The sequence below is a fragment of the Pseudomonas atacamensis genome (assembly GCF_017167965.1).
Lineage (GTDB): Bacteria > Pseudomonadota > Gammaproteobacteria > Pseudomonadales > Pseudomonadaceae > Aquipseudomonas > Aquipseudomonas atacamensis.
In genome coordinates, this window is the sequence record NZ_CP070503.1 from 2,739,953 (window position 1) to 2,762,598 (window position 22,646).

Here is a 22,646-nt window from a genome sequence, read left to right on the forward strand (position 1 = left end):
TGGTCTGACGACTTGGCGAGCAGGCTCGCTCCCACATTTGTCTTGTGTTGCATTCAAGAGCGGCGTTGGCGCGTCAAGTGTTTGAAGCCTTCGAAAACCAGCACCACAACCGCCAGCCAGATCGGGATGTAAGTCAGCCACTCGCCCGACTTGATGCTTTCTCCCAGCAACAACGCCACCGCAAGCAACAACACCGGTTCAACATAACTCAACAAACCAAACAGACTGAACGGCAGCAAGCGGCTGGCGATGATGTACACCACCAGCGCGGAAGCGCTGATCAGGCCGAGCAGCGGAATCAGCCACATCAGTCCAGGATATTGATCGAAAACGGCCAAGCCCTGTTCGCCGCCCTGCACAAACCAGTAAGCGACCGGCAGCATCAGGGTCATGTCGACCCACAGGCCACCGAGGTTGTCGGTTTTCAGGTATTTGCGCAGTACGAAGTACAGCGGATAACCGACCACGACCACCAGTGTCGCCCAGGAAAAACCACCCACCTGATACAACTCGTTCAACACGCCGAGGCTGGCAAAAAATACGGCGATTTTCTGCAGGTAAGACAGGCTCTCGCCATAGGCAATCCGCCCGGTGAGCACCATAGCCAGTGGCAAGAGGAAATAACCCAGCGATACATCCAAGCTGTAGTCATTGAGCGGTGCCCACATGAACAGCCACAGCTGAACGCCGAGGAGGGCGGAAGAAACCAGCAGCCCGGCGATCAGCTTCGGCCTGGCTGCCATCAATCGGAACAGCTCCAGCACCCGCCGCCATTCCCCGGAAACCAGCATGAACACGGTCATGCACGGCACGGTCAGGAGCATGCGCCAGCCGAAGATTTCCACGCCGCTCAGAGGTGTCAGCAGCGACGTGTAGTAATACATGACGGCAAACAGCACCGAGGCTGAAACCGATAGAGCGATACCTTTAGACAAACTGTTCTCGCGACGTGATGGTTGAACGGGGCGCGCAGGATACGTGGTTTCTGTGCTGAATATTGAGCAGATGCTCATTATTCGAAACATATCACGTCCATCCGGTCATGCCAGCCTCGTCAAAAGAGGCTGGCAGATGGAGCATAGATGGCAAATGGACCAGCGTTAATGGACGCCGACTGGACCGCTTTTGAATGGATTGCCGAAGTGCTTGAGGTACAGCTCACCAAATTTGTACGAGGCATAATCGGACACATGGCCAATGTCGCGGTACACCGGCACGCCATTGACGCTGGTCAGGCAAGTACCGTCCGTGCATTGCACTTTTTTTGGATCAAGGACGATCAGTTGTGGATATTCAACCTGCAGTTGGCCGAAAAGTCTGGTCAACAAGGGGTCCTCAAGGCCTGACCATGTCACCGCGGCACATGAACGGCTTTGTTCAGCGCTGCCGAGCATCCCGCGTAACTTGACTTGTCTGAGCAGGCATTCATTGATTCTGGCGGGCATGGGCAATGTGCTCATCAGCACAATCGGCGTGGCACCCGAGTCGACGATGATGTCCAGTGCCTGGCGAACCGCGACCTCAAGTCGTTGCTGCGTCAGTTCCAGGCTGCGTGGGTCATCGAGTTTCGTGACAATCGTGGCTGTGAGATAGGCCTCCCAGAACTGGCCAATGATTACGTACTGGAAATGGCTGTCCGCAATCAGGTGGTAATAGTGTTGTGCAGCCGTATGGCACTTTTCATAAAGCGCGTTTTTGGCCTTGTACCAGTCGTAGAGATAGATGCCGGGCAGGGTCAGACAGGCCGGATAGCCTTGGGCAAGAACCGACAGGCCGGCATCCTTGGCCAGCGTTTCGATAAATCCCCAGTAGTGATTCGAATAGGAATCTCCGATCAGCAAAGCTTGCGGCTTGGCCAGCGGCGCGCCCAGGACGCAGTCAGGATCAACCTTTTCGCTGTTACCCAGGCAGTCCTCACGATGGCTCGGTACGAATGCCTTCAGCGTGCTGAACATCGCGATCGAATCGTCACCAAAACGGTTCGGCCATCCGTCATGATTCCTGCCGGCGGAGTGCAGCAGCGACAGGCCGATGGCGGGAAGCAGTATCAACAGCAGTACGGTCTTGCCGAACCCGGCCCGAACCTTGCGAAACCTGTTTTCGATAAGCCAGAAGGAGAGGTAGCCCATCGCGAACGTGGCGGCGAAATAGCCGACTGTCACCGCTGGGCTTAGATCGACGCCGAGGTAGGCCAGCACCGCCAGAATCGGCCAATGCCACAGATACAGCGAATAGGAAAGGGTGCCAATGAACACCAGCGGTTTGAATGCAAGGACATCCGAGGTGATGCTCACATTACCTATGCCGCGAACCAGCAGCAGGGCCGTGGCGACGCATGCCGCGACCGCGTGATAGTTGGGGAATCCGCTGAGGATATCGTACTGGACCGCACAATAGGCGATCGTGACCAGCGCAACCACGCAGATGAGCGAAGCGCTGATACGACTCAGGCGAAACCTGTCCGCGCTGAACATGACGGCGCACGATCCAATCATCAATTCGAAGATGCGCGCGGTAAAAAAGTAATAGTTCAGGTCGGGAGCGACCTGCGACAGATACAGCGCCAGCGCCGTGGCTGAAAGTGTCAAACCCAGTACCGCGCTGCTCAAAGCCCGTTTCGCCACATAGCGATGCAGCAGCCAGATACCCAACGGTAGCAGAAGGTACCACTGCCATTCGATCGCCAGTGACCAGGTGTGCAACAGCGGAAGACTCGCGGCATCGGGCGTGGCGTAACCGGAAGTCACCTTGGAAAAATACTGGTTGGAGATCAGTAATGAGGTGTACTTCTCGCTTTTCAGGAAGTCGACGTAGTCATCGGGCAGATAAAGCAGCGTGGTAACCAGCAAGGTCACAACCAACAGCGCAACAACGGCCGGTTGCAAGCGCCAGATGCGCCTGACGTAAAAACCCGTGAAGCTGAACGTGCCGTTCTCCAGCGACTTCATGATGATAGAAGTGGTGAGATACCCGGAGATCACGAAGAAGATATCCACGCCGATAAAACCGGACGGGAATAACGTCATCCCAGCGTGAAATATCAGCACCAGCAGGACAGCGACAGCCCGCAGGCCATCGATGTCGGCACGATATCGGAGACCTGCCCTGTGCGATTCACAGCTGGCGGCCTCCAGGGACCGCGAGGTGTCGAATGCTTCCTTGTTATCGAACGCGTTAAACATCGCGCGCAATGGTTTGCGGACAAAATCGATGGGCCGATTGAACATTGACTATCCTTGGCAGACTTATTCGAGCGAGCGACCATTAGGCGCGGCTGCGTAAGCACGGTTCCATGGAACGGCAAAGTATAGACATTTTGTTACAACGGCTCTGATCGGCTTCGACGCTGGTCTGCTCGCCGAACATCATCGTGCGAGTGAAACCGAATAAAAAAACGGCCCGTGAGGGCCGTTTTGGTCATGCACGCGAGCTCAAGCCCGCAACGTCCGCGTCATCCGCAACGCTAGCAGACTCCCGCCAACGATCACCGCCGCCAGCACATACAACGCCGCGTCCGTCGAGCCAGTGCTGTTCTTGACCCAACCCACCAGATACGGGCTGAGGAACCCGGCCATCTGCCCCATCGAGTTGATCAGCGCCAGACCGCCAGCCGCCGCGCCCGCGCTCAGCATGGCGGTCGGCACCGGCCAGAACATCGGCAGACCAGTCAGTGCGCCCATGGTCGCGATGGTCAGGCCGAGAATCGCAATCGTCGGATTGGCCGCAAAGTTCACTGCGATCACCAGCCCGATCGCGCCCATCAGCATCGGCACCACCAAGTGCCAGCGGCGCTCCTTGCGCAAGTCCGCCGAGCGGCCGACGACCAGCATGAACACCGCCGCGAGCAGATACGGAATCGCACTCAGCCAGCCGATCACCAGGTTATCGCTGAAGCCGAGGTTCTTGATGATCGACGGCAGCCAGAAGTTGATCGCGTACACGCCGCTCTGGATGCAGAAATAGATCAGGCCGAAGGCCCAGATCGCAGGATTCTTGAACACCGCAAGCAGCGAGTCGGTGGCGGTTTTCGGTTTGTTGGCGAGGTCTTCGGCGTGGTCGGCTTCGAGCACCGAACGTTCGTGGGCGGTCAGCCATTTGGCGTTGGCAAAGCTGTCGCTCAACAGGAAATATGCCAGCGCACCAAGGATCACGGTCGGAATGCCTTGCAGCAGGAACATCCACTGCCAACCGGCCAGGCCACCTTGGCCGGCGGCGAAGTGGTTAAGGATCCAGCCGGAAAACGGGCTGCCGAGCAGACCGGAGACGGGGATCGCCGACATGAACAACGCCATGATCCGGCCACGGCGGAAGGTCGGGAACCACTGCGAGAGGTACAGCACGACGCCCGGGAAGAAACCCGCCTCAGCCGCACCGGTGAAAAAGCGCAGGGTGTAGAACTCGGTCGGGGTAGTGACGAACAACAGGCAGGTCGACAGCGTGCCCCAGGTGATCATCATCAGGGCAATCCAGCGCCGTGGACCGAAGCGGGTCAGTGCGAGGTTGCTCGGCACGCCGCACAGCACGTAACCGATGAAGAAGATGCCGGCGCCGAGGCCGTACACGGTTTCGCTGAATTTCAGTGCGTCGAGCATCTGCAGTTTGGCGAAGCCAACGTTGACCCGGTCGAGGTAGTTGAACAGATAGCAGATGAAAATGAAGGGAATCAAACGCAGGGTGATGCGTTTGTAGACGGCGTTTTTACCGTCGTCGATGGTCTGGGTAGCTGCGGCGCTCTGCGACATAGCGGCTCTCTCTTTATTATGATTTTTTGCGATGCAAAGGGTAACGTTGATCGCCCTGAGAGTCTCGGCCACCTTTGGCCGGATTGTCTTTGTGCCTGAGCACAGGGTTTGCCGCCAGACCCTGTGCGGCTGAACAACCGTCCGTGCCTGAAATGAAGGATTGCCGCCGCTATGTTCGAACTCGATCACGACCTTGCCCAGGACATCGTCGACCGGGCCATGGCCATTTTGCCGTACAACGTCAATGTCATGGACAGTCAGGGCCTGATCCTCGGCAGCGGCGAACCGGAACGCATCAACACCCGGCATGAAGGCGCGCAACTGGTGCTGGCCAACGGGCGCGTGGTGGAAATCGATGCGCAGACGGCGGTGCACCTCAAAGGCGTGCAACCGGGCATCAACCTGCCGCTGTTGCTCGATCAGCGCTTGATCGGCGTGCTTGGCATCACTGGCGAGCCGGAGCAATTGCGCACCTACGCCGAGCTGGTGCGCATGACCGCCGAAATGCTCGTCGGCCAGCGCAATCAGCAGGCCGAGCAGCAATGGCGACGGCAGCGTTGCGATGATCTGCTGGCGCTGCTGTTGAGCGAGGCGGGGGATTCGCCGCGCCTGATCGATGAGGCGCAGCAGCTTGGGCTCAAGCCGCAATTGACCCGGGTGCCGTATCTGTTTGAACTGGGGCTTGAGCACGGGCCGGGGCAAACCGTCGAGGCACTGAGTGCGTGGCTGACCTCGCGGTATCCCGACAGTTGGTGCGTGAGTTCGGCGAAGTCTTCGCTGTTGTGGTGTCGCCCGGCGAGCCAGAACGTCGAGCATGATCGACTGCTGGAAAAGCTCGATGGCCTCGGCTGGAAGATTTTGCGCATCGCCGTCGGCGGGCAGGCGGATGGCCTGGCCGGGTTGCGCCGCTGTTATCGACGGGTCGGCGACTTGCTGGCGTATGGTCGTGACGTGCTGCCGAATTCGAGACTGCTGACGCTCAATCGTTATCGCTTGCCGGTCATGCTATGGCGACATCGCAACGATGATGCGCTGGACGAACTGCTCAAGCCGCTGCGCAAGGTTATCGCCAAGGACAGCAACGGCCAGTTGCTGGCGACCCTGCGCAGTTGGTGCGAGCACGACGGGCAGAGCCAGGCCTGTGCCGAAGCGCTGGGTATCCATCGCAACAGCCTGCGCTATCGCATGGAACGGATTGCCGAGTTGAGCGGGATTGATCCGTTGAAGCTGGACGGGATGCTGGCGTTGTATCTGGGGGTGCAGCTGTTGCCGCAGACTGATTCGAATTGATCGGTGTGTTCAATGGCCCCTTCGCGAGCAGGCTCGCTCCCACATTTGGAATGCATTTCAAATGTGGGAGCGAGCCTGCTCGCGAAGAGGCCGGAACATCCAACGCAAGTCTTTTGTGGAAATGAACAATAAACGTCGACGCCACTTGTGCACCCGACCGGCGTCAAGGCGCAGGCCGACTGGCAGCATGAATGCCACTGCAACCGGAGAATTCCCATGAAGATCGTCATCGCCCCCGACTCGTTCAAGGACAGCCTGAGTGCCCAAGGCGTTGCCGAAGCCATTGCCCTCGGACTGGCCCAGGTCTGGCCACAGGCGACGCTGGTCAAATGCCCGATGGCCGACGGCGGCGAAGGCACGGTCGAGTCGATTCTCGCGGCCTGCGAAGGTGAATTGCGCCGCACCCGCGTGCGCGGCCCGTTGGGCGCACCGGTCGAAGCCGCATGGGGCTGGCTACCGCACAACCACACCGCGATCATCGAAATGGCCGAGGCCAGCGGTCTGCAACTGGTCCCGCCGGGACAGCGCGATGCCTGCATCAGCAGCACGTTTGGCACCGGTGAATTGATTCGTGCAGCGCTGGATGCCGGCGCGCAACGGGTGATCCTGGCGATCGGCGGCAGCGCGACCAATGACGGCGGTGCCGGGGCGATGCAGGCATTGGGTGTGAAGTTGCTGGATGCGCAGAATCAGTCGCTGGTGCCCGGCGGCCTGGCCTTGGCGCAACTGGCGCGATTGGACCTGAGTGGACTTGATCCACGTCTGGCCGATGTGCGTTTCGACATCGCCGCCGACGTCAATAATCCGCTCTGCGGCCCCCATGGCGCCTCGGCCATTTTCGGCCCGCAGAAGGGCGCATCGCCCGCGCAGGTTGAGCAGCTCGATCAGGCGCTTGGGCACTTCGCCGAGCTTTGCGCGCAAGCATTGGGCAAGGACGTGCGCGATGAACCGGGCAGCGGCGCGGCGGGTGGTCTGGGCTTTGCCGCCAAGGCTTTTCTCGGCGCGCAGTTTCAGGCAGGCGTCGAGGTGGTGGCGGAACTGGTCGGGCTCGCTGAGGCGGTCAAAGATGCGGATCTGGTCATCACCGGAGAGGGCCGCTTCGATGCGCAGACCCTGCGCGGCAAAACACCGTTCGGGGTGGCGCGAATTGCCAAACAATACGCCGTGCCGGTGATCGTGATTGCCGGGACCTTGGGCGAGGGCTATCAGGAGCTCTATCAACACGGCATCGACGCCGCGTTTGCTGTTACCAGCGGGCCGATGACTCTGGACCAGGCCTGCGCCGAAGCCCCGCGCCTGCTGCGTGAACGCGCCACCGACATCGCCCGGGTCTGGCAACTCGCCTCAGCCTGAAAAATATTTACCGCCGACCCGAAACCTTCCTCAAGCCTGGCCGATACAACGGTCAGGCGCACACAAAACCACAACTCAGTGCTGCCGGACTGTCGCCCGCTATGGGCCAGTGCTCACGGCATGGACGCTCGTAGTTTCTTTCTTTCGAGAGTCCGACCATGTCCCTGCGTAACCTGAATATCGCGCCCCGTGCTTTCCTCGGTTTTGCCTTTATCGCCTTGCTGGTGATTGTCCTCGGCGTGTTCGCCGTCAGCCGCATGACGGTCATTCGTCAGGCGTCGATCGACATGGACACCAACCAGTTGCCAAGCGTGACCCACCTCAGCGTGGTCACGGAAAACGTCCTGCGCATGCGCATTCTTTCGTTCCGTGTGCTGGTCAATCGCGAACCGGCCAGCCTGCAAGAGGCAGAAACCCGCATCGCGGTGCTGGTCGACAAGGTGCGCAAAGCGCAGGCCAGCTACGCTGCGTTGCCGGCAGGCCCTGAAGAGCGCGCGGTCTTCCAGACGTTTTCGACGACGCTCGATAATTACCTGCAAGCGCAGAATCAGATGATTGAGCTATCGCGCAAGGGCGATCTGGAAGCGATGCGCGCGTTGATCAACACGCGCATCAAGGAAGGCACCGATCAGATGGGCGAGCAGCTCAACAAGCTGATCGGCATGAATACGGCCGGGGCCAGAGCGGCGGCCACCAAGGCCGGTGAAAACTATGACAGCGCGATCACCGGGATCATCATCGTCGCCGTGATTGCGGCACTGGCCACCGTGTTGCTCGCCTGGTTGCTGACCCGCAGCATCGTCACGCCGCTCAACCGCGCCGTGCTCGCTGCGCAAACCATTGCCGACGGTGACCTCAGCAAAGCCATCGAAGTTGACGGCAAGGATGAACCGGCGCGCCTGCTCGAAGCCTTGGCCGCGATGCAGACCAACCTGCGCAAAACCATCGAGCAGATCGCCGGTTCCGCCACGCAACTGGGCGCCGCTGCCGAAGAACTCAGCGCCGTCACCGAAGAAGCGTCGCGCGGCCTGCAGCAGCAGAACAACGAAATCGAACAGGCCGCCACCGCCGTCAACGAGATGACCGCTGCGGTGGAAGAGGTGGCGCGCAACGCCGTGTCGACTTCCGAAGCGTCAAACCAGTCGACCCACGCCGCCCGCGAAGGTCGCGATCAGGTGGTGAAAACCGTCGACGCGATCCAGACCATGACTCACGACGTGCAGAACACCGCGCAGATGATTGAAGGCCTCGCCGCGCAAGGTCGTGACATTGGCAAGGTGCTGGACGTGATTCGGGCCATCGCCGAACAGACCAACCTCTTGGCGCTCAACGCTGCAATTGAAGCGGCGCGTGCCGGCGAGGCTGGCCGTGGTTTTGCCGTGGTGGCTGACGAAGTGCGCGCCTTGGCCCATCGCACCGCGCAGTCGACTCAGGAAATCGAAAAAATGGTCGCCGGCATCCAGAACGGTACCGGAGAAGCGGTTTCGTCGATGCAGCAAAGCAATCAGCGCACCCAGTCCACATTGGAAATGGCCCGCGCGGCCGGCGTGGCGCTGGAGCAGATCACGCAATCGATTCACCAGATCAACGAGCGCAACCTGGTTATCGCCAGCGCTTCGGAAGAGCAGGCGCAAGTCTCCCGCGAAGTCGATCGCAACCTGGTCAACATTCGCGACCTCGCCACGCAATCGGCCGCCGGCGCCAACCAGACCAGCGCCGCGACCCACGAACTGTCGCGACTGGCAGTGGATTTGAACGCCATGGTGGCGCGTTTCGTGATTTGAGATACGGTGAAGGCTGGAAACCGCGCTAACAGGAGACGTACATGCGCTATTCAGCCTTGACCCAACGAATCGCCGGGGAGGGTGCCGCTGCCTGGCAGATTCACGACCGAGCGCTGGAACTGCGCGCCGAAGGCGTCGATGTTTTGTTGTTGAGCGTCGGCGATCCGGATTTCGATACGCCGTTGCCGATCGTCCACGGCGCGATCGATAGCCTGTTGGCCGGCGACACCCATTACGCCGATGTGCGTGGGCGGTTCGAGCTGCGCAGTCTGATTGCCGAGCGTCATCGCCAGCGCAGTGGTCAACGGGTTGATCCTGATCAGGTGATTGTCCTGCCCGGCGCGCAATGCGCGGTGTATTCGGTGGCGCAGTGTCTGCTCGATCCGGGCGATGAAGTGATCGTCGCCGAGCCGATGTACGTTACCTACGAAGGAGTGTTTGGCGCTTGCGGTGCCAAGGTAATTGCCGTGCCGGTGCGCCCGGAGAACGGTTTTCGTGTCGACCCCGCCGATGTCGCCGCGCGCATCACCCCGCGAACTCGCGCCATACTGCTTAACAGCCCGAACAATCCCAGCGGCGCGAGTCTGCCCTTGCTGATCTGGCAGGAACTGGCAGCGCTGTGCATTCGCCATGACCTGTGGCTGATCAGCGATGAGGTGTACAGCGAGCTTTTATACGAAGGCGAGCACATCAGCCCGGCGAGCCTGCCGGGCATGGCCGAGCGCACCGCGACGATCAACAGTCTGTCGAAATCCCATGCGATGACCGGTTGGCGCATCGGCTGGATGATCGGCCCGAAACCCTTGGCCGAGCATCTGGTGAATCTGTCGCTGAGCATGCTCTTCGGTCTGCCGGATTTCGTACAGAAGGCCGCACAAGTGGCGCTGCAAAGCGATCTGCCGGAAGTCACGCAGATGCGCGAGGAGTATCGCTTGCGCCGCGATCTGGTCTGCGAACGTTTGTACGGTTGCCCTGGGTTGCAGCCGATTTGCCCGGATGGCGGCATGTTCGTGATGGTCGATGTGCGCCAGACTGGCCTTGGCGCTCAGGCGTTTGCCGAGCGCTTGCTGGAACGTTATGGCGTCTCTGTGCTGGCCGGCGAAGCGTTCGGGCCGAGCGCGGCGGGGCATATTCGCATCGGTCTGGTGGTGGATCGGGTCAAACTGGCGGATGCCTGCGCGCGGATTGCGTTGTGTGCGGTGCAGCTGTTGCAGGCGCGCAGTGCCTGATGGATTTGTGTTGCCTGAACCGGCGCCTTGCTGATCGTTCCCACGCTCCGCGTGGGAATGCCTCTAGGGACGCTCCGCGTTCCAGCTTTCGGAAGGGACGCGGAGCGTCCCGGGCTGCATTCCCACGCTGAGCGTGGGAACGATCAGTACGCAGAGCGTGGGAACGATCAGTTTAGTGGATTCACCAGATTCGCCGGCCGCTGCCCATTCAACGCCGCCAACAGATTCTCCACCGCACAGCGCGCCATTGCTTCACGCGTCTCATGGGTCGCCGAGCCCATGTGCGGCGTCGCCACCACATTGCTCAACTGCAACAATGGCGAATCATGATTCAACGGCTCGCGCTCGAACACATCCAGGCCTGCCGCGCGAATGCGCTTGCTGCGCAACGCCTCGATCATCGCCGCCTCATCGACCACCTTACCGCGCGAGATATTGATGAAGATGCTCTCCGGCCGCATCAGCGCAAATTGTTCCGCGCCGATCAAACGTTCGGTCTGCGCCGTCAGAGGCAAAGTCAGGCAAATGAAATCGGCCTGCTGGAGCAACTCTTCGAGGCTGCGATATTGCGCAGCGAACCGCTCCTCGACCGCCGGCTTGCGCGACTGGCTTTGGTAGATCACCGGCATGCCGAAACCGAAATGCCCACGCTGGGCCAACGCTTCGCCGATGCGGCCCATGCCGATGATGCCCAGCGTCTTGCCGTGCACATCGGTGCCGAAATGCGCCGGGCCGATGTTGCGGCTCCACTGCCCGCCACGGACCATGTTCGCCAGTTCAACCACACGCCGCGCTGCAGCGAGGATCAGGGCGAAACCGGTGTCGGCGGTGGTTTCGGTGAGCACGTCGGGGGTATTGGTCAGCAGAATCTTGCGCCGATTCAGATACTCGATGTCGTAGTTGTCGACACCCACCGAGACGCTGGCAATCGCCTCCAGTTGCGGCGCCAGATCCAGCAACGCCGCATCCAGTTTCAGGCTGGCGCCTAGCAAACCGTGGGCGCGGGGCAGGGCATCGCGCAACTGCATGAGGCCATCGGCGTTGAGGCTTTCGATCAGCGTTACGTCAAACTGCTCTTGCAGGCGCGCCATTAGCGCGGGCGAAAGTTTCTTGTACAGCACGACCTTTTTTTTCATGGCAAAAAATCCTTTCAGGAATGCGCCGGCACACGCGGTGTGGCGGCGGCTTTGGCGACGACGCGATCACTGGCGCCGGGCTTGAGGAAAATGGTCAACACCACCGACAACAGCAACGCGCCGCTCATCAATAAATAGGAAGCGCCGGGCGAGCCGGTGGAGCTGTTCAGGTAGCCGACCAGATACGAACCGCCGAACGAGCCGAGCGCGCCCATGCTGTTGATCAGCGCCATGGCGCCACCGGCAACGTTGGCCGGCAGGATCTCGGGAACGATGGCGAAAAACGGCCCATACGGCGCGTACATGCAGGCGCCGGCAATCACCAGCAGCGTGTACGACCACCAGAAATGTTCGGCGCCCAAGGCATACGAGCCATAAAACGCAATCGAAGCGATCAGCAGCGGCGGCCAGACGAAGCGTTTGCGCTTCTGCAATTTGTCCGAACCCCACGACACCGCGAGCATGCCCAGCACCGCCGCCAGATAGGGCAGCGACGAGAGCCAGCCAGCCTCGATCATGTCCATTTGCGCGCCGGCCTTGAGGATCGATGGCAGCCACAAAACGAATCCGTAGACGCCGATGCTCCAGCAGAAAAACTGCAGCGCCAGGATGATCACCTTCGGCGAACGGAACGCCTCGGCGTAGTTCTTCACGGCTTTGATCCCGACCTGCTCAGCGGCCAGCGCGCTTTCCAGATCGTGCTTTTCTTGCTCATTGAGCCACTTGGCCTGAGCTGGTCGATCATCGGCCAGACGCCACCAGATAAACGCCCACAACACCGCCGGCAGACCTTCGATGATGAACATCCAGCGCCAGCTGAAATGCTGTACCAGATAGCCCGACACCACCGACATCCACAGCATGGTCACCGGGTTGCCAAGGATCAGAAATGTGTTGGCCCGCGAGCGTTCGGCACGGGTGAACCAATGGCACAGATAGACCAGCATCGCCGGCATCACCGCCGCTTCGACCACGCCGAGCATGAAGCGAATGACGATCAGCCAATAGGCGTTGGATACCACGCCAGTCAGCGTGGCGAGCCCGCCCCAGAGAATCAGGCTGACGAAAATCAGCTTCTTCACGCTGTGCTTTTGCGCGTAGATCGCGCCGGGCACCTGGAAGAAAAAGTAGCCGAGAAAGAACAGCGCGCCGAGCAGCGAGGACAGGCCCGGCGTGATCATCAGGTCTTCGGCCATGCCCGACGCGGCGGCAAAACCGTAGTTGGCGCGATCGAGATAGGCCAGGCTATATGTGATGAACACAATCGGCATGATGTACCACCAGCGGCGGGTGGCGAGGGTTGCAGTTTTCATCGGTGTGACTCCTGAGCTTGTTGTTTTTGTCGCAGCAGGTTCATTGATTTGCGGTAATCAGGCGGGCCTCTTCGCGAGCAGGCTCGCTCCCACATGTGAAATGCGTTCCCCTGTGGGAGCGAGCCTGCTCGCGAATTCAGCGGTCAACTCCAAGCGGGAAGGCAACCCCTCCATATCCCCGCGACTCTGCACCGCGCGACTGCCAATCCAGTTCGCTCGCTGCACGGCCTCGGCAAAACTCTGATGCTCGAGCAGGGCGCTGATCATCCCCACCGCAAAGCCATCACCGGCGCCTACGGTATCGACCACCTTGGTCACCGGCACGCCAGCGACAAAACCCTGATCCAGCTGCGTGCGGTAATAAGCGCCCTCAGGCCCGAGCTTGATCGCCACCGCCTCCGCACCTTGATCCAGATAGAACGCAGCAATGTCGGCCGGGTCGTCGAAACCGCTGAGCAAGCGGCCCTCGCTTAACCCCGGCAGCACCCAGTGGGCGAGGGCGGCGAGGCGGTTGATTTCGCGGATCATCTCGGCCTCGCTGGCCCACAGGCTTGGGCGCAGATTCGGGTCGAACGACACGCTGCGTCCGGCGGCGCGCATGCGGGTCATCAGTTCGACGGACATTTCCCGCGCCGAGGCGGATAGCGCTGGAGGAATACCAGTGGCGTGTAAATGGCGGGCGCTGAGCAGGTTGTCGTTGATGGAGTGCGGCGACAGATGACTGGCCGCCGAACCACGGCGGAAATACTCCACCTGCGGGTCGCTGCCGTCGTCGTTACGCGATTTGAACTGAAAGCCTGTCGGATGGTTTTTATCGACCTCGACGTGGCTGCAATCCAGACCTTCCTTGACCAGCGTCTCGACCACAAAGCGACCGAGTGAATCGTTGCCGACCCGGCTCAGCCACGCGACGTTGAAACCCAAGCGCGACAAGCCGATCGCGACGTTGCTGTCGGCCCCGGCAATCCGTTTGTGAAACTGCTCGACCTTGGCCAGATCGCCGGTCTGCTCGGCGACCAGCATTGCCATGGTTTCTCCGAAAGAAAGGATATCGATCTCAGACATGGGCTGGCTCCAGGCGCGATTGACCGAGGCGGGCGAGGGCGGCGACGTGTTCGCGGGTCAGTTGCACCAGGTCATCGCCTTGCAGCGGGTATTCGGCGGCGCGCATAACGCCTTGGTCCATGTGCCGCAGCAGTTGTTCCCACAGATGCAGGTCGCTGACGGCCGGCGCCACCGCAACCAGTTTGCCGTCGGCGCGGCGCGCCACGGCTTTGCAATGCACGTAACCGACATGACGCCCCAGCGCGCGAGCGGCGCTGGCGGCAGACTGGTCCTGCCAGTGCCAGTTTCCAATGTCGAAGGTCATCTTGATCGGCAGGTTGTGCTGCTCGACGGCGGCGAAGAAACGCTGGAACGGCTCGATGCGCCCGCCATGTAAGGTTTGATCGTTCTCCACCAGCAGTTGCACCGGGCTTTGCTTGAGTCGCTCGGCCAGTGCCTGCAAATCAGAGTTGTCGGTGAAATAACCGAGGGACACTTTCAGCCATTTCGAGCCGAATGCCTGGGCCTGTTGCAGCGCGGTAATCAGTTCGGGATTTGGCTGCGCTTGCCCTGCGAGCCAGAGTTCGGTGGGTGAGGAATAAATACTTTGCAGGCCGTGCGCCTGGGTAGCCTGAGCCAGTTGCGCGGGGTCTTCCCGGGTCAGCAACTCTTCGCGCCACTCGATACGATTGGCGCCGGAGGCCGCGAGGATCTCAATAAAGGAATCCTGCCCACGCTGGCGCACAAGCTCGGCACCGTAGCTGGACAGACTGATGGAAACGGCTGGTTTATTCATTGTTATTGACCTCTGAAACCGGTTTCATTTTTGTTCAAAAAAATATCAAGTAGTTCTGCAGTGTTCTTCTGCAGGCCTTCGCGAGCAGGCTCGCTCCCACAATGGAATGGGATCAACCTGTGGGAGCGAGCCTGCTCGCGAAAGCGCCAGATCAGACGCCGTCAATCCCTCGGGTCGAACCCCGCTCAATCAGCACAGGGGCAAAATCCACCATCCGCGCCACCTCATCATCCCCGCGCAAGCGCTTGAGCAGACACTCAAACGCCCACGCGCCAATCTCTTGCGTCGGCTGTGCCAGCGCGGTGATCCCGCTGCCCACCAACGGATACCAATCCAGATCATCCAAGGCAATCAACCCGACATCTTCAAATAGACGCACGCCCAGCGCGCGCAGCGCATGCGTTGCCGCCAACGCCGCCACGCCATTGGCGCAAAACAGCGCTTTCGGGCCATCACCGGGTGTGTTTAAAAAGTTTTGAAGTTGCGCGTTCAGATCATCACCGGTTTCCAGCACCGCCCCAGTCAGGGTCGCGCGCTGAGTAATCTGCGCCTGAAAACTGCTGACCCGCTCGATCCGCGAGCTGGTGCCGTCATACGGTTCGGTGACCAGCAAAAGATCCCGATATCCGCGTTGTTCGAGATGCGCGAGCGCCATCTCTACTGCTTGCGAGTTGTTCAACCCGACCATGTCGCTGTCGAGCCCGTCGACCTTGCGATCCACCAGCACCAGCGGCATCTCGCGGCGCAGTTCGTGCAGTTCGTCCCGGTGATGGCCCAGCGTGTTCACGATCAGCCCTTCGATGTTGTACGAGCGCAACAGCGCCAGATGCTGGCGCTCCTGCTCGTCATCGCGGTCGGTGTTGCAAACCACCAGGCTGTAGCCGTGCGCACGGCAGGCGGTTTCCACCCCGTGCATCACGGCAATCGAATAGGGGTTGCGGATATCGGCCACGAGCATGCCGATCAGGCGCGTACGTCCGCGTTTCAGGCCGCGCGCCATCTGGTTGGGGCGGTAGCCGAGTTCGGCAATCGCGCGCTCGATGCGCAGGGCAATGGCATCTGAGAGCAGGGCGCGGTCATCGCCGATAAAACGCGAGACGCTGGCCTTGGACACCCCAGCGCGTACGGCGACGTCGAGCATGGTCACGCGGCTGCGCTGGGCAGTGGAGAAGTCATTCACGGCTTTCTTCTTTTTGTCTGAAACCGGTTTCAGGAAACACCACTTTCTTTGGTTGCGTCAAGTGAAGACCTGGCTGCTGGTGAAAGGATAGGCGCCCATTTCCGACAGACGGTAGCGACACCTGTCAGATCTGACAGTTGGCGAATCTTAGGGGGAGGCGCTTAATTCGCTCAGCGGATCAGCAATCGTTTTTATAAACGGAACTTGAGTTGGTATGGTGGATGGAAATCATGAGTTCAGTCGATACCTCCAGAAATAGTTCTCGGAACGGTATATTTGCCGCACCACTCTCAGTCGAGGGTGTCGATGACAATGATCTGGACGGATATATCCCCAGAGATATTTTGTTAAAAGGTACTCGTATCGTTATTCCTCGCCCGGATGACACTGGATCCGATGACCAATTGATGGTTTTTTGGGTTCAGAATGCGATAGAGACAACGATTTTCGACCAGACCTATCCAGTCGGGATTGTTGATCCTTTTATTTACGTGCCTCTGACGCCGCAACAAATGGCAACTAACGGTGTTGCGCAAGTTTATTACAAGTTTTGGAAGAGAGGTGGCGGTAATCCGGATGAGTCGCCACCGCGTCGGCTGACCATCGATCACACAGCGCTATTGATCTTTGCGGAGCCCTTGGCGGTGAACGCAACACTCTGGGGTTATTGGAATAACAATACGAGCCCGCCATTGACCAATGGTGGCACTCTGCGAATTCGCCCTCTTGATAGTATTGCCCAGCCCTTAGATGTCGCATGGATTGTATGGAGAGGATATCGGAGTCTTAACGGAAGTGGCCCGGAGGTGGCAGAGGCTTATGGTCGCTGGGAAAAAACACTATCCGCTACAGATATAAAGAACGGCTTCTATTATGTAGTTCCGTTCCAAAACCATATCAGTTCTTTGGTTGACGACGACTCCGCTATTGTGGTCTGTCAATTGTATCGCGGCGGGAGAATCATTGCTGAATCAGAAAAAGGATTGGTGAAAATCGATCGAGTAACACCTGGTAAGCCTGGCCCTTTCGGCCTGACCTCGCATGGAGAGACGATAATGGGAATTACATTTGTACCTAAAAAACAACGGCCAGTTTCCATTGGTATTTCAGCAGCCGCTGGGCCTTTTGCGGATATTGCAGTTGATACGCTCGCGGATGGTTTTATAGCAAAATCTGTAATGGATTCGGGTACTTTGACCATCAATTTCACTCGAACGCAAGACGAATTGGATGACGACAGTATTGATGTTAAATACCGGGAAAAAGGACAGGTGGACTGGAAAGATTACCCAGTCTCCATAGACCTTGGGCCGGTTGCCGATCGGCCGGTTGGCACCATCCCACTGCCGTTGGATGCCGGATTGTTTGCTGAAAAGGCGACCTCCCCCGGTCCGACTGTCTGGGAACTCATGATTGAGCTTTATAAAGGCGGGGGTGGTAACAAGGAAGACTCCAATACTCTGGAATTTACGGTAGATCAGCTTGCGCCGGTCAATACGAAAAACCCTCCGAGAAAAATCAGGCCGACGCCAGTTCCGGTTTTCGTCAATGGCACGCCGCTTCCGCTGCGGAATATCGATCGGACCTGGATAAGTTCTAATGCGGATATGAATTTCACGGCCAATGTTGATTATTTCGGGCGTCGTCCTGACGACGAACTGACCGTCTGGTTGAGCTCCGCTACGCAAGGTTCACCAAGAGTTGAAGTCTATAATGACAAGGTTCCTGCTGATGGTAAGTTCGATATTCCTAGCAGCGAGTTGCTTCAATTCACGAATGGGCGCGTTAATCTGACTTATCGCTGGGATGACTGGTTGGGGAACCTGGGCGAGGAGTCCGTTCCTACTCCCATTCTGACATTGGTATTGCCGCAAGCGCCATCGCTAACAAAGGCCCCGCTGGTGCCAGAAACGGATCCAAATTACAGCGAAGCACTCTATTGGGAGAACTTCGACGGCGGTATTGCGGCTATCGTCGAAAACGCCTTTATCACAAACGCGGAGGCCGGGGATAACGTCTTTGTAGTAGTAACCAGATCCGATGACGAAACCAATTTTTTCGAGACTCCCAAACAGCCATGGGCTAATGCCAATTTGAACTTTGATCTGGGCTACGCAGATCTTGCCAAGATATTTGACGGTGCCGATGATCCCGTGGAAGCCAAGATCCATAGTGAAATGGAGCGGACTGGTATCCCGAACGCTCTCTCACCTTCTGCCACCATTACGTTGGCATTAGATATTGCGGGTGTGACACCACCAAATCCTCCCGATCTGGACAACCCGAATCTACAACTACCGGTCGTGAGGGGGATGTCTGGCGTTGATAACGTGATCGCGGCTACCGATCGCGACAAGCCAGGTACTTTCAGAGTGACAAACGCTCTTTCAGATCCGGATATTGAACCGGGGCATACCGTCAAGTGTTACTTGGGCAACTCCACTATACCTTTCGATAGGTTCACTCCGCTTGTCTCTGTATCAGAGTTTGAGGTCAAGATTGATGCAAGTGATATGGCCAAGTTAACACCGCCAAGCGATACAGCTCGTTATACTATCGAGAAGACCGGAGTCGGTAAGAACGTCAACAAATCCTTGCCACAGGCAGTAACGGTCAATCGGATTCCGGTCGTCCTGCCGGAACCTACTATCAGAATCCGAAGGCCTGATCTTCGCGACTATATCGAGTGCTACGCGATGACCAGTCCCACGAGCGGTTATGTTCTGGGACTGCAGATCAGAAAAGATGCGCTGTTACCGCAGGGCACGGTTATCACGGCACATTTTGAAGCACACTCGAATGCGCAGGGTACTGCGTTGATTCCGGGTACGCCGGCGTCGGCGACTTATACCATCAAGGGGCCCACTGAGCTCGATGTTGCTGGCGTGGGTACCGCTGCACACTTCAAAGCCGCACAGCCTAAGCGACGAGGTCCAGCGGTATGGGGGAAATACTGGTATGAAGCCCAAGGCGGCCAGCAATCATCAATTCCAATCATTAAGCAGTTGGATACGATCAATAACAGCTTCCAGTACTGCGATCTGACAGAAGCGCCAGTCTAGAGCTGCAATCAATAACGTTGTTTTCTCATCGCGGGAGAGGCAATTTTCTCTCTCGCGATTGTTACCCCAAGTCATGAGGATTTTGATTAAGACTGCAAGCCGGAAGGATAAGTCTCTGTGCATATAAGGACTATTCCTACATAAAACATCAAATTTTATTATTAGGCTATCGCACGTTTTTAGGTGGGCGCTTTTAACACTGCCGAAAAAACAGAGGTTGTTATTGTGCAGACTTGAGGAAGTACCCATGTCCATTTCTTTTCGCTCCAAACACCCGAACACTCTCAGACTGATGATGGCGGCGACATTGATCGCTGCGCCCCAGGCTTATAGTCGAACCCTGTTGCCAGGCGAGAGTGAAGTGGTCACCAATCCGCCAGCACCAGAAGCCTGGGTGGTGTCCCAAGGGGGCACCCTGACCATCGACGACTCGACGGCCCTGACCATCAGTTCACAAAGTGCGAATGTCATTTTCAACGGTGGCCAGAGTCAGCGTATCAATGCGAACACCTCTTCGTTGAACATGTCCGGCGCTGAAGTCAATAGCGCCACGGGCCGGGGAGCGATCCAGCTGATCGACAGCAGAGCAACGATCGACAACTCGGCAATCACCAGCACCAACAGTTTCGGGCTGTTGCTGGGACGTAACATCAGCACCCCTGCATCTTCCTCTGCCACCGTGACCGGTAACAGTGTCATCACTGGCGCTATCGGTGGCGCGCAAGCCGTAGGCTTCGCCGTCCTGAACGTTGCGGACTCCAAAATTGTCGGCACGGGCGCCAACAGTTATGGCGTACAACTGGGCGGCGCAACGCTTTCAGCAACGGATAGCACGATCACCGGGGGAAAGGATGGCTTGCAAATCGTGACTGACACGGTCGGCATCAGCGCCAGCACCGTGACGCTCCATAACACCCGTATCACCAGTGGAAGCGGATCGGCCATCGTTCTTGGCTCGTCAGGGAATGCCGGGACTGTCGCCACCATCGATGTCAGCGGTAATTCCGAGCTGGTTGGCGGCAATGGCTCAGTGTTGCAAGCGACCAACCGCTCTACGGCCAACTTCAATGTCAATGGCAGTACTCTGACGGGTGACGTGATTGCCGAAACCAATAGCACTGTTGCTCTTGTCATGCAGAACGCAGCCACGCTCAACGGCGACCTGCAAAACGTTACGAAGTCACTATTCGACTCCTCCAGTACCTTGAACGGCAATGTACTGGGAATCGCCGGGACGGCAACTACGGTTGGAATCGACAACAAATCGACGATCAACGGCAACGTCAACAATGTGGCCAGCCTTTCTCTGAACAATTCCAGCGCACTGACCGGAAACGTCACCGGCGACGCGAACAGTGTCGTTGTTCTGAATAACGCTTCTGCCATTAACGGCAACATCAACAACATCGCCAAGCTCTCGCTGGACAATGCCAGCGCTCTGACGGGCGATGTCGACAGTTCCAGCAACGGTACTGTGTTGCTGAACAACAATTCGACGCTCACCGGGCAGATCAACAACTCGGGAAGCCTGAATATCAACAATGCCGCGCGATGGGTGATGACGGGTGACAACACCGTGCAACGCCTGGCGCTGGATGGCGGTATTGTTCGCATGGGCACAAACGAGGAGTTTCAGCAACTCAACGTCGGCGATCTATCCGGTCACGGTACCTTTGTGATGGGCACGGATCTGGGCAATGGAAATACCGATTTTTTAAATGTCACGGGCAATGCCAGCGGGCAACACCAACTGCAGATCGCTGCTACCGGCACGACGCCTGTCACGGCCGAAGCGGTGAAGGTCGGCAATATTGCTGCAGGCGACGCCAGCTTCTCGCTTGGCGGGCGTGAAACGGTTGATGCCGGCGCTTTCGTCTATCGATTGAAACAGGATGGTCAAGGCTTATACCTCAACCCGGACAGGGAAACCGTCAGTACTTCGACCAACACAGCGTTGGCCTTGGCTGGCAGTGCGCGCAGTGTATCGAACGCGGAAATGAACCTGCTTAATTCTCAGATCGGTGATCGCGGCCTCAGTATCCGACCCAACGCAGCAATGCGCGCGGCCAGTGAAAGCGATACCACCAAGTTGAGCAACAGTGTCTGGGTACGCACGTATGGCAACCAATACAACGTCAAGAATGCTTATGGCGACGGCTATACACAAAACCAGACCGGGATTACCGGTGGTGCCGATACAACGGTGAATATCGCCGGTCAAGATGCGGTATTGGGCGCATTCGTTGGTACAAGTCGGACTGATATGGATCTGAAATATGGTTCCACGGCAACCATTGATAGCGTGAGTATCGGCGTTTACGGCAGCACCTTTGATCCTGTGAGCGGTATATTCATCAACGGTTTGCTCAAGATCAACCAGTTCAACAACAAGGCCAAAGTCACCATGAGTGACGGTACCCGGAGCAAAGGAGACTACAAAGCCTTGGGTGCGAGTGGTGCGGTCACGGTGGGCAAGCACTATCGCTTTGGAGGGGATTGGTTTCTTGAACCTCAAGTCGGCCTGTCAACGGGGGTAACCCAGAGTGACAGCTATCGGCTGGACAACGGTCTTGAAGTTGATGCAGATACCATGCGTTCGGTGCAAGGAAACATCGGCATCCGGGGTGGACGTTTGTTGACACTTGAAGGTGGTGCCTTGCTGGAACCCAGTGTTTCGCTGGGGGCAAACCATGAGTTCGTCAAAACCAACGAAGTCAAAATCAACGACGATAGCTTCGATGACGACCGCGCCAGTAGCACGCTGGAGTACCGTGCCGGGTTGAAGTGGACACCTGCTCAGCGAAACTGGCAGGTCGCGGGCGAAGTCGGCGGCGGTGCAGGCAATACCGTTTCTCAGGACTGGAGCGCGAGTTTGAGAGTAAGTCATTTCTTCTGAACACATGTCATTCAAGTGCCCTGGCGATGCCGGGGCATTTTTTGTGTCGCAAACGCTCCGCTGTAGCTCAACCGAACAATCCAGCAGCGATATTGATTGAAAATCCTAGAATTGCTGTATTGAAAACAAACCCTATCAACGACTGCGCCAGCACGATTTTCCGAATATCTCGAGTTGCAACCCCAACATCGGCCGTCTGCACGGCAACACCGATGGTGAATGAAAAGTACAGAAAGTCCCAGTAATTGGGAGTGGTCAGCCCTTCGGCGAAACGCAGCGCCGGCTCTTTGCCGTTCCAGGTGTAAAACAACCTTGCGTAGTGCACGCAGAAGATCACTCCTATCAGCAGCCACGAGCCGGTCACCGTCAGCGCTGTGAACCCGTAGTGCATCAGTTTGCGTGAGGTTTCCAGATCTCTGCTGCCGGCCAGTTCGAGGGTGATGGTGGCGAGGCTCGCCAATGCGGCGATGCACACCACAAACAGCACCAGTCCGGCGTTCTCATCTTCGACTTCGGCGATGCGACGCACATCCGGGGCCTTCGCGCGTATGGTCAGCCAGAACATCAGGATCAGGTAAGTCCAGACACCGGCGTTCCAGCCGATGAGGATTTTGCTGACGATGGAGTCGGCCGGAACCAGCAGGCCGGTGGCGAGGCCGAGCACGGCGGCAGCGGAAAGGCGAGGGTGGGTGCGGGCGAGCAAGCGCATGGGGACTCACGTTGGTGAACTGTCAGCGCACCATAGCGCAGGCGATACGGCTTTTGTAGGAGCTGCCGAAGGCTCGGGCCGCGATCGGACGATCTTTTGATCTTCTAAAAGC

15 protein-coding genes are annotated in these 22,646 nt (G+C 58.2%); 6 read left to right on the forward strand and 9 right to left on the reverse strand.

Going from position 1 to position 22,646, the window contains the following annotated elements:
* Positions 1-53 precede the first annotated feature (53 nt).
* The 3 genes from rarD to JWU58_RS12615 all read right to left on the reverse strand — a co-directional run bounded on the left by rarD (position 54) and on the right by JWU58_RS12615 (position 4,742).
* Positions 54-935 (reverse strand): EamA family transporter RarD, encoded by an 882-nt coding sequence (gene rarD, locus JWU58_RS12605; RefSeq protein ID WP_071172591.1) that lies wholly within the window; start codon positions 933-935, stop codon positions 54-56.
* Positions 936-1,100: 165 nt separating this feature from the next.
* Positions 1,101-3,227 (reverse strand): acyltransferase family protein, encoded by a 2,127-nt coding sequence (locus JWU58_RS12610; protein ID WP_206422080.1) that lies wholly within the window; start codon positions 3,225-3,227, stop codon positions 1,101-1,103.
* Positions 3,228-3,431: 204 nt separating this feature from the next.
* Positions 3,432-4,742 carry an MFS transporter gene (locus JWU58_RS12615; RefSeq protein WP_206422081.1) on the reverse strand — a complete coding sequence of 437 codons (1,311 nt, stop codon included), beginning with the start codon at positions 4,740-4,742 and terminating at the stop codon, positions 3,432-3,434.
* A 171-nt stretch (positions 4,743-4,913) separates the two neighbouring features.
* Here JWU58_RS12615 and JWU58_RS12620 point away from each other — a divergent pair, with 171 nt between their 5' ends.
* The 4 genes from JWU58_RS12620 (at position 4,914) to JWU58_RS12635 (ending at position 10,398) form a co-directional block, all read left to right on the forward strand.
* Complete coding sequence (locus JWU58_RS12620) at positions 4,914-6,032, forward strand: sugar diacid recognition domain-containing protein (protein WP_206422082.1); 1,119 nt, start codon at positions 4,914-4,916, stop codon at positions 6,030-6,032.
* A gap of 216 nt (positions 6,033-6,248) precedes the next feature.
* Positions 6,249-7,385, forward strand: coding sequence for a glycerate kinase (locus tag JWU58_RS12625; RefSeq protein ID WP_206422083.1), 1,137 nt, complete (start codon positions 6,249-6,251; stop codon positions 7,383-7,385).
* A gap of 158 nt (positions 7,386-7,543) precedes the next feature.
* Positions 7,544-9,169: a methyl-accepting chemotaxis protein gene (locus JWU58_RS12630; protein WP_110645411.1), complete on the forward strand. Its 1,626-nt coding sequence runs from the start codon at positions 7,544-7,546 to the stop codon at positions 9,167-9,169.
* Between the two features lie 41 nt (positions 9,170-9,210).
* Positions 9,211-10,398, forward strand: a complete 1,188-nt coding sequence (locus JWU58_RS12635) for a pyridoxal phosphate-dependent aminotransferase (protein ID WP_206422084.1) — start codon at positions 9,211-9,213, stop codon at positions 10,396-10,398.
* A 167-nt stretch (positions 10,399-10,565) separates the two neighbouring features.
* Here JWU58_RS12635 and JWU58_RS12640 read toward each other — a convergent pair whose 3' ends face one another.
* From JWU58_RS12640 to JWU58_RS12660, 5 genes are all read right to left on the reverse strand, one after another.
* On the reverse strand, positions 10,566-11,534 hold the full coding sequence (locus tag JWU58_RS12640; RefSeq protein WP_206422085.1) for a 2-hydroxyacid dehydrogenase: 969 nt from the start codon (positions 11,532-11,534) through the stop codon (positions 10,566-10,568).
* A 14-nt stretch (positions 11,535-11,548) separates the two neighbouring features.
* The gene (locus JWU58_RS12645) at positions 11,549-12,847 is read right to left on the reverse strand and encodes an MFS transporter (protein WP_016774902.1); all 1,299 of its coding nucleotides are present in this window, start codon (positions 12,845-12,847) and stop codon (positions 11,549-11,551) included.
* Positions 12,848-12,904: 57 nt separating this feature from the next.
* Positions 12,905-13,912, reverse strand: coding sequence for a sugar kinase (locus tag JWU58_RS12650; RefSeq protein WP_123442351.1), 1,008 nt, complete (start codon positions 13,910-13,912; stop codon positions 12,905-12,907).
* Positions 13,905-14,687: a sugar phosphate isomerase/epimerase family protein gene (locus tag JWU58_RS12655; RefSeq protein ID WP_206422086.1), complete on the reverse strand. Its 783-nt coding sequence runs from the start codon at positions 14,685-14,687 to the stop codon at positions 13,905-13,907. Before JWU58_RS12655 ends, JWU58_RS12650 begins: the two co-directional genes overlap by 8 nt.
* A 151-nt stretch (positions 14,688-14,838) precedes the next feature.
* A complete protein-coding gene (locus JWU58_RS12660) occupies positions 14,839-15,867 on the reverse strand; it encodes a LacI family DNA-binding transcriptional regulator (RefSeq protein ID WP_277425672.1) in 1,029 nt (342 codons plus the stop codon).
* 230 nt (positions 15,868-16,097) lie between these two features.
* On the opposite strand from JWU58_RS12660, the gene JWU58_RS12665 reads away from it, so the two are divergent.
* Positions 16,098-18,929: a hypothetical protein gene (locus JWU58_RS12665; RefSeq protein ID WP_206422087.1), complete on the forward strand. Its 2,832-nt coding sequence runs from the start codon at positions 16,098-16,100 to the stop codon at positions 18,927-18,929.
* A gap of 247 nt (positions 18,930-19,176) precedes the next feature.
* Complete coding sequence (locus JWU58_RS12670; protein ID WP_241196159.1) at positions 19,177-21,825, forward strand: autotransporter outer membrane beta-barrel domain-containing protein; 2,649 nt, start codon at positions 19,177-19,179, stop codon at positions 21,823-21,825.
* A 67-nt stretch (positions 21,826-21,892) separates the two neighbouring features.
* Here the strand turns inward: JWU58_RS12670 and JWU58_RS12675 are convergent, their stop codons facing one another.
* Complete coding sequence (locus JWU58_RS12675; RefSeq protein WP_123442354.1) at positions 21,893-22,534, reverse strand: DUF1345 domain-containing protein; 642 nt, start codon at positions 22,532-22,534, stop codon at positions 21,893-21,895.
* Positions 22,535-22,646 lie beyond the last annotated feature (112 nt).

Excerpts from the sequence above, each read along its gene's own strand:
- JWU58_RS12610 (WP_206422080.1), bottom strand. The coding sequence starts at position 3,227 with ATGTTCAATCGGCCCATCGATTTTGTCCGCAAACCATTGCGCGCGATG.
- JWU58_RS12615 (WP_206422081.1), bottom strand. The coding sequence starts at position 4,742 with ATGTCGCAGAGCGCCGCAGCTACCCAGACCATCGACGACGGTAAAAAC.
- JWU58_RS12620 (WP_206422082.1), top strand. The coding sequence starts at position 4,914 with ATGTTCGAACTCGATCACGACCTTGCCCAGGACATCGTCGACCGGGCC.
- JWU58_RS12625 (WP_206422083.1), top strand. The coding sequence starts at position 6,249 with ATGAAGATCGTCATCGCCCCCGACTCGTTCAAGGACAGCCTGAGTGCC.
- JWU58_RS12630 (WP_110645411.1), top strand. The coding sequence starts at position 7,544 with ATGTCCCTGCGTAACCTGAATATCGCGCCCCGTGCTTTCCTCGGTTTT.
- JWU58_RS12635 (WP_206422084.1), top strand. The coding sequence starts at position 9,211 with ATGCGCTATTCAGCCTTGACCCAACGAATCGCCGGGGAGGGTGCCGCT.
- JWU58_RS12640 (WP_206422085.1), bottom strand. The coding sequence starts at position 11,534 with ATGAAAAAAAAGGTCGTGCTGTACAAGAAACTTTCGCCCGCGCTAATG.
- JWU58_RS12645 (WP_016774902.1), bottom strand. The coding sequence starts at position 12,847 with ATGAAAACTGCAACCCTCGCCACCCGCCGCTGGTGGTACATCATGCCG.
- JWU58_RS12650 (WP_123442351.1), bottom strand. The coding sequence starts at position 13,912 with ATGTCTGAGATCGATATCCTTTCTTTCGGAGAAACCATGGCAATGCTG.
- JWU58_RS12655 (WP_206422086.1), bottom strand. The coding sequence starts at position 14,687 with ATGAATAAACCAGCCGTTTCCATCAGTCTGTCCAGCTACGGTGCCGAG.
- JWU58_RS12665 (WP_206422087.1), top strand. The coding sequence starts at position 16,098 with ATGAGTTCAGTCGATACCTCCAGAAATAGTTCTCGGAACGGTATATTT.
- JWU58_RS12670 (WP_241196159.1), top strand. The coding sequence starts at position 19,177 with ATGTCCATTTCTTTTCGCTCCAAACACCCGAACACTCTCAGACTGATG.
- JWU58_RS12675 (WP_123442354.1), bottom strand. The coding sequence starts at position 22,534 with ATGCGCTTGCTCGCCCGCACCCACCCTCGCCTTTCCGCTGCCGCCGTG.